The organism is Sorangium sp. So ce406, from assembly GCF_051474675.1.
Lineage (GTDB): Bacteria > Myxococcota_A > Polyangia > Polyangiales > Polyangiaceae > Sorangium > Sorangium cellulosum_G.
In genome coordinates, this window is the sequence record NZ_CP150340.1 from 10347915 (window position 1) to 10363100 (window position 15186).

A 15186-nucleotide genomic window follows, 5' to 3' on the forward strand; every position below is an offset into this window, starting at 1 on the left:
TCGGCCCCCCTCACGGATCGTCCTCCACCCACAGCCTCGGCCCGTTGTCCCGCCCCGGCGCCTTCTGCCCGACCAGCACCGCGCCCACCCAGACCTCCTTCGCCGTCTCCCCCGCGTCGCCCGCCTGCGGCCCGAGCAGCGACAGCCGCACCACGCGCTCGCCCGGCGCGAGGTCGTCGCCCAGCCGGATCACCGAGCGCCCTACCCCGTCCGCGCCGCGCCTGTCGGTCGCCGCTTCCCACAGCGTCGCGCGCGTGAGATCGCCGCCCCGGCCCGCCAGCACGCCGTCCGGGATCGTCACCCGCCGGAAGAACGCCGCCTCGCGCGACGCGGGCTTCGCCCCCTCGACCCGGTAACGGACGCGGTAGTCTGCGTTCTCCCCGGGCGTCACCACGAACAGCACGAGGTGCAGCGTCTCGCCCGCCTCCTGCCGGAACCGGTACGTCATCGGCCGGCCGCGCGTCAGCTCGAACACGTCGCGCCGGCGCACGATCGCCCCGCCGTTCGCCGGCGGCGCCTCCGTGTACGCGACCCCCGCCTCGCCGAGCCCCTCGACCTCGACGCGACGCACGCCCGGCGGCGCCGCCACGCGCAGCGCGCCCGACAGCGCCACGATCGGCTCGCGCAGCGCCACCTCGCCGTCCACGCGCACCGCGACCTCCTTGCCGAGCGACGCGCGCGCGGCCCGGTAGACGACCGAAAGCCGGCCCGCGCCGGCCCCCTCGGCGTCCACGCGCACGTCCTTCGCCACGAGCAGCGGCGTCCACGCGTCGCCCGGCGACGGCTCCCCCGCCGACTGCCACGCCGGCATCAAGAGCCGCCGGCGCACCGGCGCGTGCTCGGGGACGAGGATGCGCTCCGGCCGATCCGCGTCCGACCTCGCGCCCTCGCCCGCGCGCTCGATCCGCACCTGCTCGCGCAGGTCCGAGAAGCGCTCCTTGCGCTCGAGATCGTCGAGGTTGACCGGGCGCACGTCGGTCCACGTGCTCACGTCGAACGGCGCGTAGCGCCACGTCTCGTCCTCGGCCAGCTCGACCCGGTACGGCAGCCGGTACAGCGTCTCGTTCACGCCGGGCTCGATCGTGCGCAGCCGCACGCGCGTCCTCGCGTCGCCCGTGATCTCGATCCGCTCCACCCCCGGCGGCGGACGGAGGATCGCGAGCCGCGGCTCGGACGCGTCGAACCCGTCGTTCCACCACTCGAAGCGCGATCGCGGGAGCGTCACCTTGAGCTCCGCCCGATCGGACGGCCCCGGGCCCCACCGCGCCACCACCGTCGCGTCGCCCTGGTTCGCGCCGCCGGTCGCCTCGATCTCGGCGCGGATCAGCAGCCCGAGGAGCTCCTGCCCGGGCGCCATCCGCGCGATCACCGGGTCGGCCGGATCCAGCGCGAGGTAGCGCACGATGCGCACGTCCGGCGGCGTCTGGAGCCGCACCGGCGCGGCCGGCGCCGCGGCTGCGCCGGGGGCGTCGGCGGCCGGTGCCGTGGCGCCGGGGGCCGCCGCCGGCCCCGCGCCGGGGCCCTCCGCGGCCGCGGACGGCGGCATCGCCGGGTGGACGATCTCGCCGACCTGCTGCATCGCCTGCGCCTCCGGCGCGCCGAAACGCACGCCGAAATCGGGGCCGACGCCGTCGATCACCACCGTCCGGATGTCCTCGCGCGACAGCCGCACCGTCGCCCGCCCGAGCGGGCCGAGCTCCACGCCCGCGGCCGCGCCCGCGCCGTCCGCGACCCGCACCGTGCGGCCCGGCGGGCCCTCGATGTCGAGCGACAGCGGGCCGCGGAAGTTCAACGCGGCCGCGTGGCGCTCGCCGACCACGAACTCGGACGCGCCGCGGCCCTCGGCCCGCGGGTACGGCATCCGGAACCGGCGCAGCAAGAGCCGCGACATCTCGTAGTCGAGCCCCTGGCGGCCCCCGGCCTCGAGCCGCCGCGCCCAGCCCTGGAGGAGCTCCTTCCGCGCCGGCTCCGGCAGGTCGGCGAACCCGAGCGCCGACACCCGGCGCCCCATCTGCCGCCGCTCCTCCGCGTCGAGGCTCTGCTCGAACAGCGCGCGCGACGTCTCGCTGCGCTCGTAGCGCCCTTCCAGGCGCGACAGGATCGTCAGGTCGATCGGGACGCCGTCGGCCCCCACCGCGGGCTTCGCGCGGAGCCGCACCTGCCCGCCCTGCGGGAGCACGTCGTGCGTGATGAGCAGCGTCGAGCGCGGATCCGTCACCGCGCCCCCGCCGCCGGCGAGCCGCGCCGCGTACTCGCCCTCGCCGAGCGGGCGATCCGGATCGCAGCTCACGCGGCTCTCCAGGTCGTAGACGTGCCGCGCGACCTCCGCGCCCCGCTCGTTCACGAACGCCGCGACGAACCCGTACGGATAGCGCCGCGCCGAGTCGCAGGCCTCGGCCTTCACGCTGCCCCAGGTGGTCACCTCGACGGCGTCGATCTCTGCCGGGATCTTGATCACGAGGTCCCGCTGCGGCTCGATGTGGTAGGCGAGGATCTCGTCCTCGGCGGGCAGCGAGCTGCCGAGCGGCGGCGCGCTCGGCAGGAGCGACAGCGCGAACGCCGTCAGCCCGAGCAGCGACATCGCGATCAGCCAGCGCGGGTTCAGCCCCTTGCGCGGCGCGCTCGGCCGCGCGACGAAGCCCCCCGTCGCCTGGCGCGCCCGCGTCGACTGGCGCGGCCGCGCGGGGCGCTGCGGCGCGGGCGCCTCGTGGATCGACGGCTCGCGGCGCTTCGCCGGGGCGCTCACGGGGCCGCCTCCTGCGGGGCCGCGCCGGGCGACGCGGACCCGGGCGCAGGCGCCGCGCCGGGCGACGCGGACCCGGGCGCAGGCGCCGCGCCGGGCGACGCGGACCCCGGCACAGGCGCCGCGCCGGGCGACGCGGACCCCGGCGCGCCCGCGGCGGCCGCCTGGAACCTGAGCGCGCTCGTGCCGACGGTGACCGCGCGCCGCAGCCGCAGCTCGCCGGGCACGGCCGCGCCCGGGATCGCGACGAGCGCGCCGTCGATCGGCAGGATCTGCGCCTCGCCCGGCCGGGCCGCGATGACCCACGGGCGCCCCGTGATCACGTCGCGCCCGAGCTCCACGTGGCACCGCGCCTCGGGCCGCGGCGCCACCTCGGCCCGCGGCGCCGCCGCGGCCCCGGCGCGCGGCGCGCCCGCCTGCGCTCCCCCTGCCGCCTGGACGCCGCCTGGCGCCGCCCGCGCGCCCCCCGCCGCCGCCGCCTGCGCGCTCCCCGCCGCAGCCGCCTGCGCCGCGAAATGCGCCTTCAGGTAGTACGGGTTCCGCTCCGTCGTGTAGCGCCGGAACACCTCCATCGCCGCCGCGAGGTCGCACTCCGCCGGCACGCCCCGGGTCGGGCACGCCACGTCCCCGCTCGCGCCCGCGCCCGCCGTCGCGCACGACGCGAGCGCCCGCGCGCGCTCGGCCACGTCGATCGGCTCGGGCGCCACGCCGAGCCGCGTGAGCCGCGCCTCCAGGCGCGTCTCCCCCTGCCCCGGCGCCGCGAAGCGCCGCAGCTCGAAGAAGCGCCGGATCGCGCTGCCCAGGTAGACGATCGCGAACCGCCCCTCGGCGAACCGCTTCGCGTAGGCCATCGCCATGTCCGTCGCCCCGCTGAACGACACCTGCTCCCGCGTGCCGTCGAAGATCCCGACGCGCAGCTCGAGATCGCGCAGCGTCTCCAGCAGCGGCCCCGCGAAGGTGGGCACGTGCTCCGGCCGCACGACCTCGTAGCCGAACGAGATCACCGCGTCCCGCTCGTGGCTCCGCTCCGCCTCGATCGCCTGCACCGACAGCGCGCTCCCGCCGTCGCCGACCCAGACCTCGTGCGTCCGCTGGAAGAAGCTGCGCAGCCCCTCGGCGCGCCGCACGTCGGCCGCGCCGCTCGGCTCCGCCGTGGGCACGGCCCCCGCGAGCAGCAGCGACTGCGCCGAGAGCGCGTCGGCGAGCGCGAGCCCCGCGCCGAACACCCCGATCTGCCACCGCGGCGCCGGCACCTCGACGAGCATCGCCCCCGTGAGCGCCGACCGCATCGGCTCGGGCGACGGCGACGGCAAGATCCCGGTGATGGACGCCGCGGGCCCCGCGCGGCGCTGCGCCGGCGCGGCCGGCGGCGGCGCGGGCGGGTGCGACAGCACGAGCCACGCCGGGTTCCCGCGGCGCTCCGGGCCGCCCTCGGATGGCCCCGGCTCCGCGATGCCCCACGCCGCCGGCGCCGCGTCGGTGCCGCCGATGCGCACCTCGCGGAAGCCGAGCCGCCCGAGGATCGCCCGCTCCCACGCGGTCGGCGGCGGCGCGCCGGCCGCGCCGCCGGGCCGCGTCGCCGCCACGATCAGCCGCGGCGCAACGACGCTGTCGAACAGCCGCAGCTCCTCGATCGACGGCGGCCGGAACCGGCCCGGCTGGACCTCGGTCAGCGTCACCATCCGCTTCGAGAGCTCCTCCTCCAGCGTCCCGGTCCAGCGCACGATCTCGGGCACCCCGAGCATGCGCGCGCCCACCGCCTCCGCGACGTGGAGCGGCACCCGGAGGCGCGGCGCGTCGGCGAGGAGCGTCGACGGCTCGGCCGCCGGGCGGAACGTCATCGTCGCCTCGGCGCCGAGCCCCTGGCCGATCGACACGACCGGCAGCCCCGCCGGCGAGCCCACCACGCTGAGCTCCGGCCCGTCGCCGCCGCCCGGCTCGACGATCAGCACGTGGGGGTCCTCCATCGCCTCGATCATCGCGGCCGCGAACGCCTCGTCGTGGCGCCGGATCGCGCCGTGGCGCGACAGCAGCACGACGGCCGCCGCGTCGAGGATCTCCGCCGCCCGGAGCGCCACCGCGGGCAGCGCCGAGCCGATCTGCGCGGGCGCCGCCAGCACCAGCCACTCGGGCGCGGACGTCGGGCTGCGGCCGAGGCGCTTGCGGAACGCCGCCCGCGGCGCGCTCGGCGCGTCCTCCGGGTCCTCGAACCGCGCGGTCATCACGTACCAGGGCCGGTCCCCGTCGCCCTCCTGCACCACCGACAGCCGCGCGCGCTCCGCCACGCCGAGCAGCTCGCCCGCCGGCCGGCCGTCGCGCAGCACGCTCCGCGCGAGCCGGTAGGCGACGCGCCGCGCCTCGATGTCGGCGGCGATCGCGGCCGCCCTCGGGCGCGGGCCCGGCCGCGGCACCGTGTCCGCGAGCACGAGCGACAGCGCCGCGCTCTCGACCCGCGGCGGCGGCCTCGCCTCGGCCGCCGGCGTCGGCGGCGCGCTCCCCCAGCCGAGCGCGACGAGCGCGTAGCCGACCGCGTTGCCCGCGAGGAACGCCGTGAGCGACACCTGGAGCGTCGGCATGATCACGATGCCGACGTGCTCCTTGTTCCACATCTTCACGGCGAGGAGGCTCGGCAAGAGGTACCCGAAGCCGAAGTAGTCGATCATCTGCAGCCCCGGCGCGAACCGCACCATGGCGAAGCCGATCGCCATCTTCACGATGAAGCCGAGCACGTACACGAAGATCATGCGCCGCGGCCCGACGAGCAGCATCCGCGAGAACGGGCGGACCGAGGTGATCCAGCGCGACAGGTAGAAGACGACCAGCGCCTCGATCGTGGTCGTGAGCAGCTTCGTCGGCTCGTACCAGGCCACCGCGAGCAGGCCGGGCACGAGGATGCCGTTGTAGTCCCACCCGTAGCGGACGTTGTTGCGGGCGCCGAGCAGCGCGCCGATGACGAGGATGATGTGGGCCTTCGGCAGCTCGAGGAACTCGAGCGACAGGCTCTCGTTGAGGACCTGGAAGCGCGAGACCGAGAGGTTCGTCGTGCGGAGCAGCACGCCGAGCACGAGCGCCGTCAGCGCCGTGACGACCGCGAGCCGCGGCGCCGCCCGCAAGAAGCCGCTGTTCCAGAACGCGTTGGCGATGAGCGGGACGAGCACGAGCCCGATGCTGTAGAGCTCCCGCGAGTGCGCGAAGTCGTAGCGCGCCGAGACCTCGGGGACGACGAAGCCCTCGACGAACAGCCGCACGATCACCGCGCCGACGATGAACAGGTAGAACCGCTCGCGCCCGAACGCCGTCGACCACGCGCCCGTCCGGGTGATCCAGCGGCCGATCAGCGCGACGAACAGGTACGTCACCACCGACTCGGCGATGATGAACACCGCGGTGACCGGCGCCGCGAAGAACACCGTCGCGAGGTAGCCGGGCACGACGAGCCCCGCGTACGTCCAGCCGAGCGTCTCGGTGAACAGCGTCCCGAAGACGAGCCCGATCAGGACCGCGGTGTGGAGGCTGCGATCCAGCCCGTTCGGTGGGAAGAGCGGCAGGTTCTCGAGCATGCGACGGTGCGGCGGGGCGGCGGTGGGACGGCACGGGTCCGCCGGATCGGGGCGGCGCGCGCCGACGCCCGGCCCGGCGAGCCCGCGCCGCTACGGCAGCGTGGTGGCCAGGCCGATCGCGCTCGGCGCGCCCCAGCCCGTCGGGTAATCCCAGCCCGGCCCGGCGGCAAAGAACTCCGTCGAGCCGCTCACGACGTCGCGGAACGTCGCCTGCACGGCCGGGGTCGTGTAGAGGATCGAGTTGAGGAACCCGACGCGCGGCAGCCCCTGCGCGGCGCGGTAGCTGTTCACCGCGGCGACGATCCCCGCGAACGCGGGCGCGGAGAACGACGTCCCGCCGTAGCGCTGCCACTCGCCGAGGTAGTAGACCCAGTACGGGACCGGCGAGGTCGAGGCGTGCATCGCGACGTCCGCGACCGCGCGCTTGCCGCCCGATCCCTCCACGATCCCGACCTGCCACGAGGGGATGTCGAACGAGAGCGTCGGGCCGGAGCCGGAGCGCGACCAGGCGGTCTCGCTCTCGACCTCGCCGTCCTCGGTGACCCAGAGCGACGTGCCGCCGACCCCGGTGACGTACGGGCTCGCCGAGGGCGTGTCGGTCTGCGCGGAGTCGCCGGTCGCCGCGACCACCGTGATCCCGAGCGCCGCGGCCATCTGCGCCGCGTAGTGGTACTGGAGCCGCACGGCCGTCGGCTCGGAGTCCTCGCGGTGCGCGAACGAGTCCGTGATGATCGACACCTCGCCGCGGCCGATCGCCTCGTTGAAGGTGTAGACCATCGACGTGTTCCGCGCGTCGGGCCCCTGGTACACGACGAGCTCCGCGCCCGGGGCGAGGCCCCCGGACCACTGGACGTCGAGCGTCGACTCCACGTAGCGCGTCGCGGGCGGCTCCATGGTCTGGATGACCCGCGGGTTCGACCGCTGCACGCCGAGCGACCGCCAGAACGACTGGAGGTCCTTGACCTTGAAGGCCGCGCCGACCGTGACGCCGAGCTTCCCGCCCTGGCCCGTGAACCCGAGCGCGTAGAGCTCGTCGAGATCGTACGCGCCCGCGATCTGCGCGAGGGTGATCCCGTCGCTGACGTCGGCCGGCCCCTCCTCGTCGATCGCCCCGCCCTCGGCGGGCAGCGGCTTGGTGCTCGCCGCGAGATCCGCGGTGATGATGCCGGTCGTCCGATCGTCCACCCACGTCGGCACGGTGAGCTGCTCGAGCGAGCCGAAGACGTCGAACGGCGGGTTCCCCGCCTGCGGGTTCTCCCGCTCGAAGACCCTGAGCTCCGTCTGGAAGGCCGCGTTGAACTGGGCGACCGTGCCGGTGAACTGGACGAGCAGCCGGTTCGCGGCCGTGAAGTTCACCTGGAACCCCTGATCCTCGAGCCAGAGCTTCACGAGGTGCACGTCGAGCTCCCGCGGCGCGAACTGCGCGATCCACTGCTCCGCGGTGAGGTACTGGCGGAACCGCGGGCTCGCCGGGTCGTACATCTCCTCAATGAGCGGCGCGAGGCGCCCCGAGTTGCGGATGGGGAAGCCCATCAGCGCGCGGACCACCGCGTCGTCCTCCGCGGTGCCCTTGTCGGTGTACACGCCCGGCAGCGGGCTCGGGATGCCGTCGGTCGCCTCGGTGGGCTCGAGCTCCTCCTCGGTGAAGTCGGGCAGCTCGTCCGGCAGCGCCTCCGGCGCCTCCCCGCCGGCGCCGCCGCCGCCCTCCGCCGCGCCCCCGGCGCCGCCGCCGCCCTCCGCCGCGCCCCCGGCGCCGCCGCTCGCGGTGGCGCCGCCGCCGCCGCCGCCGCCGGCGCCGCCCGCGCCGCCGCTGCCGGTCGGATTTGCGAGCTGCACATCCGACTCGCAGCCACAGCTCGAGGCCGAGAAGGCGACGCTGTTCGCCAGAACGAACAACCCGAGGACCGGAGCGACCCGAAGAACCGATGAAGTACGACGCATACGCAAGAGCGATTCAAACCCCTTCCGACAGGCCGATCCAGCCCAATCGTCACCGCCCGCCGACGTCGCATGACACGCACGCCGCCCGCAACACAACGTGCCTCCGCGGGGCGTGCGGAGCACCACGTCGCACCTTGTCTCGAACAGAATCCGCTGCTGCGCCGCGGCGGAGCCGCTCGCCTCGCGCTGGAGGCTCCGCGCGGGACGAGATGAGCGCGGGCGGCAGCGCTGAGCGAGCGGCTGTAGGGCGCGTCCTTCTTCTTCGAAGACACATGTTTTTGGCGCGGCGCGCCCCGGTAGACAATTGTATTGGAGCGACCTCGATGCGACGCTCGGTCTCCCTGGGCGTTTCGCGACCCCTGGTGCGCTGCGTTCTTCAGCGATTATGGCGAAGACTTACCGTCCGCGGATCCCCAAGCCCTTTCGCATCCCGCGACCGATGACCTCGCCCGGCGAGGCGGCGCGCTTCGGGTGGCTCAGGCCCGACGCGCTCGCGATCGCCGCGGGCGCGCTGCTCGCCGCCGTCGCGCCGCTCGAGCGGTTCGACTACGTCGCGCGCGGCCTCACCGCGTCGTCGCTCGCCGACGCCGCGCCCTCCGCGCAGGTGCTGCTCGTCACCGCCTCGCCCGAGGCGCTGCGCGACGGGCTGTGCGAGCGCGCGCTCCCCGGCCTGCTCGAGCGCGGCCGCGCGCGCGGCGCGCTGCTGATCCCGCCCGCGGACGCGTTCTGCGCCGGCCCCGCGGTCGCCGTCGAGCGCGCGCTCAACGGTGACCGCGCGCTCGACGGTGAGCGCGCCGCGCCCCGCGTCCGCATGCCGCCCGGGCTGCTGCGCCTGAGCGCGGGCGAGGTCGTCGGCTTCTCGCCGCTGGCCGGCGAGGAGCGCGCGGCGGAGCTCGCCGCGCTCGGCGTCTCGGCGGCGCCGTGGGTCATCAAGAAGGCGCCGCAGAGCGTGCCCGCGGTCAGCCTGAGCGCCCTCGCCGAGGGAGAGGTCCCCGCGAGCGCGCTCGCGGGCCGCGTCGCGGTCGTCGGGGTGGGCTCGGGCGGCGTCCCGCCGCAGGCCGTCGCGACGTCGGCGCTGCCGCCCGCGAAGGGCGTCGCCGCGGTGCTCGGCGGGCTGCTCGACGGCGGGCGGCGCGCCTCGGCCCCGGCCTGGGTGCCGGCGCTGTTCGTCCTGCTCGCGGGCGGGTTCGTGTGGGCCGCGCGCCGCCGTCACGGCAGCCTTGTCGCCACCGCCGCGCTCTTCCTCGCCACGTTCGCGCTCGCCGCGGGCCAGAGCGCGCTCGCCGCGCGCGCGGAGGCGAGCCTCCTGCCGCTGCCGAGCACCCTGTTCGGCCTCGCCGTCGCGTTCGCGGGCGTCATGATCCTCCGCGGCATCGGCGTCCAGCGCGCCGTGGATCGCGCCGCCGAGCTCATCCAGCGCGCCGCGCTGTTCCGCATGCAGGGGGTGCACACGCTGCCGGACGAGGAGTTCTGGCCGCGCGTGGCGCGCCTCGCGGAGCAGGCGCACCCGGCCGATCTCGTGCTCGTGGCGGAGCTGCCCGCGGGGAGCTGGCACCTCAGGTTCTGGAACGATCACCGCGGCGGCGAGGGCCTCGTCGCCGAGCGGCGCCACGACGTCCGCCGCCCGCCGTACAGCAGCGAGCAGGGCGTGCCGGCGATCCGCCTGGCGCGCCGCTTCCTCACGAAGCAGGACATGCCGGCGGTCGTCGTCCCGCTCATCGCGTTCGGCGAGATCGAGGGCTACGTGTTCTTCTGCGGCCCTGTCGCGGAGGCGACGTACTCGCGCGAGCCGGAGCGGGCCGAGCACGTCGGCCGCGAGCTCGCGCTGCTCCTGCGCAGGAAGCGCCTCGCGCGCACCGCGGAGGCGAGCGGCGGCGAGTCGCGCGCCGGGCACGCGCCGACGGACGATCTGGTCGAGGGCGCGCGCGTCGCGCTCGACGACCTCCAGCTCTTCGGGTCGATGCTGCGCAACGCGCCGGTCGGGCTCCTCTACGCGGACGCGTTCGGCGACGTCCGCTTCGTCGCGCCGGAGTTCGCGCGGTGGCTGCGCGCGCGCGACGTCACGGTCCCGGCGGAGAGCGCGAGCTCGGCGCTCCCGCCCGGCTCGCTCACGCTCGGCGACGTGCTCGGCGCCACGTCGGCGGGCAGCGCCGCGGTGTCGCTCTCCAGCGTGATGGCGAGCGACGACGGCATCGAGCTCAGCGTCAGCGCGCCCGAGCCCGCGGTGCTCTCGGTGCGCCCGCTGCGCCGCGAGTCCGACGGCTCGTCGTGGATCGCGGGCTACGTCGCCGCGCTCATCCCGGTGAAGCAGCCGGCCCCCGTGTCCGGCAACGTGCGGCCGCTCGCCGCGCGGGACGCGACCGATCCGCTCTGCGCCTTCCAGCTCGGCGACGTCGTGGCCGACGCCGTCGCGAGCGCCGCGCGCGCGACGGGCCGCGCGGTGCGGCTCGAGCCGATCCGCGGCGCGACGCACGCGCTCGGGCACCGCGGCGAGCTCGCGCAGGTGCTCGAGGCGTTCCTGACCGACGTCGCGGGCCGCGGGCTGCCTGGCCACGGCCCGGTGGTCTCGGTGCGCGAGGCGACGCACGGCGTGCAGCTCTCGATCCTGGACGTCGGCTTCGGGCTCGGGCTGCCGGAGTCGGCGCTCCAGCGCGTGCTGACAGCGCCCGGCGCGGCCCCGGCCGGGCTCGAGCCGCTCGGCCGGCTGATCCTGGCCGTGGAGGACAGCCATGGCCACGCGGAGCTCAAGACGAACGACGGCTGGGGGATCACGCTCACGGTGACGCTCCTCAAGGCGCACCCGCGCGTCGGCGTGGCCCCGCACGAGGGCGGCAAGCCGGCCGCGCAGCAGAACGTCATCGCGATCGGGCGGGCGAGCCCGAAGTAGACGTGCGCCCCGCGGGCAGAGAGGTCACTCGACCACCTGGACCGTGGCGTCGAGCAGGTTGACGCCGCTCGCGCTGTCCCACGTCGCGCCGCTCGAGAGCCGGATCGCGTAGCGGGGATCGTCGCGCAGGCGCTCGGACCCGTCCGGGAGCCACAGGCCCAGCTGATAGTCGCCCGGGGGGAGATCGGCCGGGATCTGCGCTTGCAGGCAGAGATCGCTCTCGGCGCCCGGCGCCCAGCGGCGCGGATCGGCGTCGACCTCGAGGACGCGCCGCGTGGTGCCCTGCTGGAGCACGAGGTGGACCGGGCGCGGATTGTAGGCCCGGGCATACCCGTCGTTGAACACATGTAGCCGGAGGGGCAGCGACTGCCCGCGGGCGACCTGCTCGGGGGACTCGTGACCCATCACGACGAACCGGTAGCCGAGGCGGCAGGCGACGGTCTCGAAGCAGCCCTCGGCCTTCCAGTCCGCGATCACGTCGGGGTGATAGTCGGTGTGGAGGAAGCTCCAGTGATGCAGGGAGAGCTCGGCGAGCGCCGAGGCGCACTGGCTGCGTGGCGGGTTGACGGCGCACGTCTCGCCCCCGACGGGCACGAACGCGGAGTCCTCGATGGCGTACTCCCTCTCGCCGGGGAGCAGGTAGGTGCCGGCGTCGTCGTCGCTCGCGAGGAAGCAGTCGTTCTGGTGGCCGACGCGCGCCAGCGGCGCCCCGGAGAACGCCGTCTCCTCGGTGAGCGGGCCGCCGTACGCCTCCTGCTTGTGAGAGGGGCGGCGCACGAGGGTCATCCGGCTGCTCGGCAGCGCCTCGAGCAGCGCGTCGAGGATCTGCTCGCGGTTGCTCGGCTCGGTGAGATCGTTCGTCGAGGAGTGCCATTCTCCCCAGGCGCCGACGAAGCCGGGGTTCAGCACGGCGATGACGTCGGCGTTGTCCTCGAGCACGGGCCTGAGCTGCTCGATGTGGGCCAGCACGCGGCTGAGCGGCGCGTCCGGCTCGCCGATGTCCGTCGCGTAGTAGATCCGGGGGAGCACCTTCAGCCCGGCCGAGCGCGCGGCGGAGAAGCTCTCGTCGAGCTGATCGATGAGGCTCTGATCGATGTCCTGCGCCCGGTAGTCGTCGATGAGCACCTTGCCGTAGATCAGCGTGTATCCCTCGTCCCGGAGGTCCGAGACCGGGTCGAGGCTCCGGAGATCCGTGAAGCGAAAGATGCCGCGCTCGGGGTTGAGCACGCCCCGGCACTCGACATCTCCCGAGGGATCGTCGCCCGCGGCGAACAGCCTGGGCGCGTAGGAGCGCTCCACCGTGGCGCCGCGCCATCCGCAGCTGCCGGGCGGGAGGCCCGTGCTGCCGCCGCTGCCATCGCCGCCGGTGCCGCCGGTGCTGCTGTTGCCGCCACCGTTGCTGCCGCCGCCGCCGACGCTGGACGCGAGCGAGTCGCCCGGGCTGTCGTCGCTGCCCTCGGTGCCGCACGCCGCCACGAGCGCCAACACGAGCGCCAAGGAGAGGCAGCAAACGCCGCCGCCGTGCAGGAGGCGTGACGGGACATGGCGCAACGACCGGCTGCTCTCGTGAAGCATGAGCAATTTCCTATCCCTTCGTGGATCCATGAAGCTGGGCTGCCCGCGCTCGCCGGCGCGTCGTCCGTTGTACGATGATACGCAGGCGAGGACGACCTCACGCGCCGTGCGGTGCCCGCCCACGTCGACGCCGCGGCCGGTCGGTGGCCTCGCCCAGGACCTCGGCGGGGTACAGCGGCGCGACCTGGCCGGGGGCCGCGGCGCTTGACGATGGGGGGCCGGTCTCGATGTAGCGCCCATGGGGCGACCATCCACCGGGCGACGTCCGCAGTTCCCCTCCACCGTGCCACGACCGGTCCGGGCGCGCGCCGGGCGCACACCGACGGAGCGGACTCCGCTGGCTGTGCGGACCTTCGGCGTCGGGGTCGACGAGGCGACGAGGGCGCACGTGCGCACGACCCTCGCGGCGAAGCTCGGGCGGTTCGCGCCGCGCATCGAGCGGCTCACGGTGCGCTTCACGGACGTGAACGGGCCACGCGGCGGCGTCGACGTCGCGTGCGACGTGAAGGTCGTCCTGAGCGGGCGCCCCAGCGTCGTCTACCAGATGCAAGGTCGAGAGCCGCGCGAGGCGATCGACAGAGCCGTCCCGGGGATCGTACGGGCGGTGCAGAGCGCCCTCGCGCGCGCGCCGCGCGCCGCATCTCGCGCGCCGGCGCGCGCCCCGAAGCGCACGGCGCGGGCGGTGAAGCGCGGCGCGGCGGCTCCGGCGCGGCTCGAACATCCGTCGCCCGAGGGCAGCCTCATCGGGCGGCGCGTGGGGCGCAGCAAGGAGAACCTCGAGCGCGCGCTGGAGCGGCCCGAGAAGTCGCGGCGCGACTTTCCTGTCGACACGGCCGCTCCGGGGCGGAGCGCGACCGACCGGAAGGCGGGCGGCGGCTCGACGGCGCGGCGCAACACGATGCGGAGGACACGGAAGGCCACGGCGACGCTGGAGGACTCGGCGCGCGACCGCCCGTCGCGCAAGTCGACGCGCAAGAGCGCCAATCGCGCGAAGCAGGACTCGAAGCTCCGGCGACGCGAGGTCCGGCAGGCGACCGCTCCGAGCACCAGGGCCGCGAAGGCGACCGCCCGCTGATCAGGCGGTGCGCTGCTGACCGCCCTCGGCCGTGACGCCTCCCATGAGCGCCAGGCACGATGTTCCCGCCGGCGCGCTGGTACGGACGATGCCTGAAAGCGGACGTGGTCCCGGCCACCCCGTCCGCGCGCGGCGGGTGACGGGCGGGACACGCGTGCTCCACGAACCGGAGGGGTGCCCATGGTCGATCCGCTCGAAGAGTCCCCGAAGCCTCTGCGCTTCACGCCGGTCGACATCGACACCGTGCGGGACAAGCGCGGTCGGTTCCTCGCGATCGGCGTGGTCTCGATGGTGCTCGGGGTGGTCGCGATCGTCCTGCCCTTCGTCGCCTCCCGGGTCACGGCCATCGTCCTCGGCTGGTTGATCGTGCTCGCCGGCGTGGCCGAGGGGTGGCACGCCATCCAGAGCCGCGGCTGGGCCGGTGCCGGCTGGGAGCTCGTGAGCGCCCTGGTGCAGGTGGCGTTCGGGCTTCTCCTTGTGGTCTTCCCGCTGACCGGCAAGCTCGCGCTGATGGTGATGGCCTCGGCGTACTTCGCCGCCGAGGGCGCGCTCAAGCTCGTCCGCGCCTCTCAGCACCGCGGGCTGCCGGGCGCGGGATGGCTCGTGATCGACGGCATCCTGACGCTGGCGCTCGGGATTCTTATCGTCACGGGCGGCGTCACCGCCGCCGCGAAGGTGCTCGGCTTGCTCGTCGGGATCAGCCTTGTGACCGGCGGCATGTCGATGATCCTGATCGCGCTGGGCGCCGCTCGCGTGCTCCACATGCGACCGTGAAGGAGGCGGCGTCCGCGGGCGCGCCCCCGCCCCCTGTAGAGCACGCGGCTGCGGCCGCCGCCCAACGGCCTGGATTGAGCGGTGGACTGCCGAGCGCACGCGAGGGCGCCCCCCGCTGCAATCCCTCTTTGGGCGGCAAGGCTTTCCGGCGGGACGCCGCCGGTCAGAACCCGTCAGTCGACGTGACGTTCTCCGCCTCGCGCGTCATTCGCTCTCGAACTCGAGGCAGGCGGAATTGATGCAGAAGCGCTGGCCCGTCGGCTCTGGACCGTCGTCGAAGACGTGCCCCAGATGTCCGTCACAGCGGGCGCATACGACCTCCACCCGATCGAGACCATGCTTCCGGTCGGCCCGACGCCCGATCCGATTCTCGTCGAGGACTGCGCTGAAGCTGGGCCAGCCGGTCCCGGAATCGAACTTCGTCCGCGATGAGAAGAGCTGGGTACCGCAGCCGGCGCATCGGTAGACGCCCGTGTCGTGGTGGTTCCAGTACTCCCCCGTGTACGGACGTTCGGTGTTGCCGTAGCGGAGCATCCGGTAGCGGTGCGGCCCGAGCAGCAAAAGCCACTCGGGTTCGGTCCTGGAGATCTTCTTGTCTGCCATCGCTCGATCCCGTCGTTGGGTCCCGGCG

The 15186-nt window shown here is 75.0% G+C and carries 8 protein-coding genes; 3 read left to right on the forward strand and 5 right to left on the reverse strand.

Going from position 1 to position 15186, the window contains the following annotated elements; all coding sequences use genetic code 11:
• Positions 1-10: 10 nt before the first annotated feature.
• From WME96_RS38770 to WME96_RS38780, 3 genes are all read right to left on the reverse strand, one after another.
• A complete protein-coding gene (locus WME96_RS38770; RefSeq protein WP_437286592.1) occupies positions 11-2746 on the reverse strand; it encodes a hypothetical protein in 2736 nt (911 codons plus the stop codon).
• Positions 2743-6303, reverse strand: a complete 3561-nt coding sequence (locus WME96_RS38775; protein WP_437286593.1) for a poly-gamma-glutamate biosynthesis protein PgsC/CapC — start codon at positions 6301-6303, stop codon at positions 2743-2745. The genes WME96_RS38770 and WME96_RS38775 overlap by 4 nt, the downstream gene beginning before the upstream one ends.
• A gap of 90 nt (positions 6304-6393) precedes the next feature.
• Positions 6394-8139, reverse strand: a complete 1746-nt coding sequence (locus WME96_RS38780) for a S53 family peptidase (RefSeq protein ID WP_437286594.1) — start codon at positions 8137-8139, stop codon at positions 6394-6396.
• A 544-nt stretch (positions 8140-8683) separates the two neighbouring features.
• On the opposite strand from WME96_RS38780, the gene WME96_RS38785 reads away from it, so the two are divergent.
• Positions 8684-11131, forward strand: coding sequence for a hypothetical protein (locus tag WME96_RS38785; protein ID WP_437286595.1), 2448 nt, complete (start codon positions 8684-8686; stop codon positions 11129-11131).
• Between the two features lie 24 nt (positions 11132-11155).
• On the opposite strand, the gene WME96_RS38790 is transcribed toward WME96_RS38785, so the two are convergent.
• The gene (locus WME96_RS38790; RefSeq protein ID WP_437286596.1) at positions 11156-12706 is read right to left on the reverse strand and encodes a DUF4832 domain-containing protein; all 1551 of its coding nucleotides are present in this window, start codon (positions 12704-12706) and stop codon (positions 11156-11158) included.
• Positions 12707-13094: 388 nt separating this feature from the next.
• Here WME96_RS38790 and WME96_RS38795 point away from each other — a divergent pair, with 388 nt between their 5' ends.
• Positions 13095-13781: a hypothetical protein gene (locus tag WME96_RS38795; RefSeq protein ID WP_437286597.1), complete on the forward strand. Its 687-nt coding sequence runs from the start codon at positions 13095-13097 to the stop codon at positions 13779-13781.
• A 180-nt stretch (positions 13782-13961) separates the two neighbouring features.
• A complete protein-coding gene (locus WME96_RS38800; protein WP_437286598.1) occupies positions 13962-14555 on the forward strand; it encodes an HdeD family acid-resistance protein in 594 nt (197 codons plus the stop codon).
• Positions 14556-14759: 204 nt separating this feature from the next.
• Here the strand turns inward: WME96_RS38800 and msrB are convergent, their stop codons facing one another.
• Entirely contained in the window at positions 14760-15158 is a 399-nt protein-coding gene (gene msrB / locus WME96_RS38805; protein ID WP_437286599.1) for a peptide-methionine (R)-S-oxide reductase MsrB, read from the reverse strand.
• Between the last annotated feature and the right edge of the window lie 28 nt (positions 15159-15186).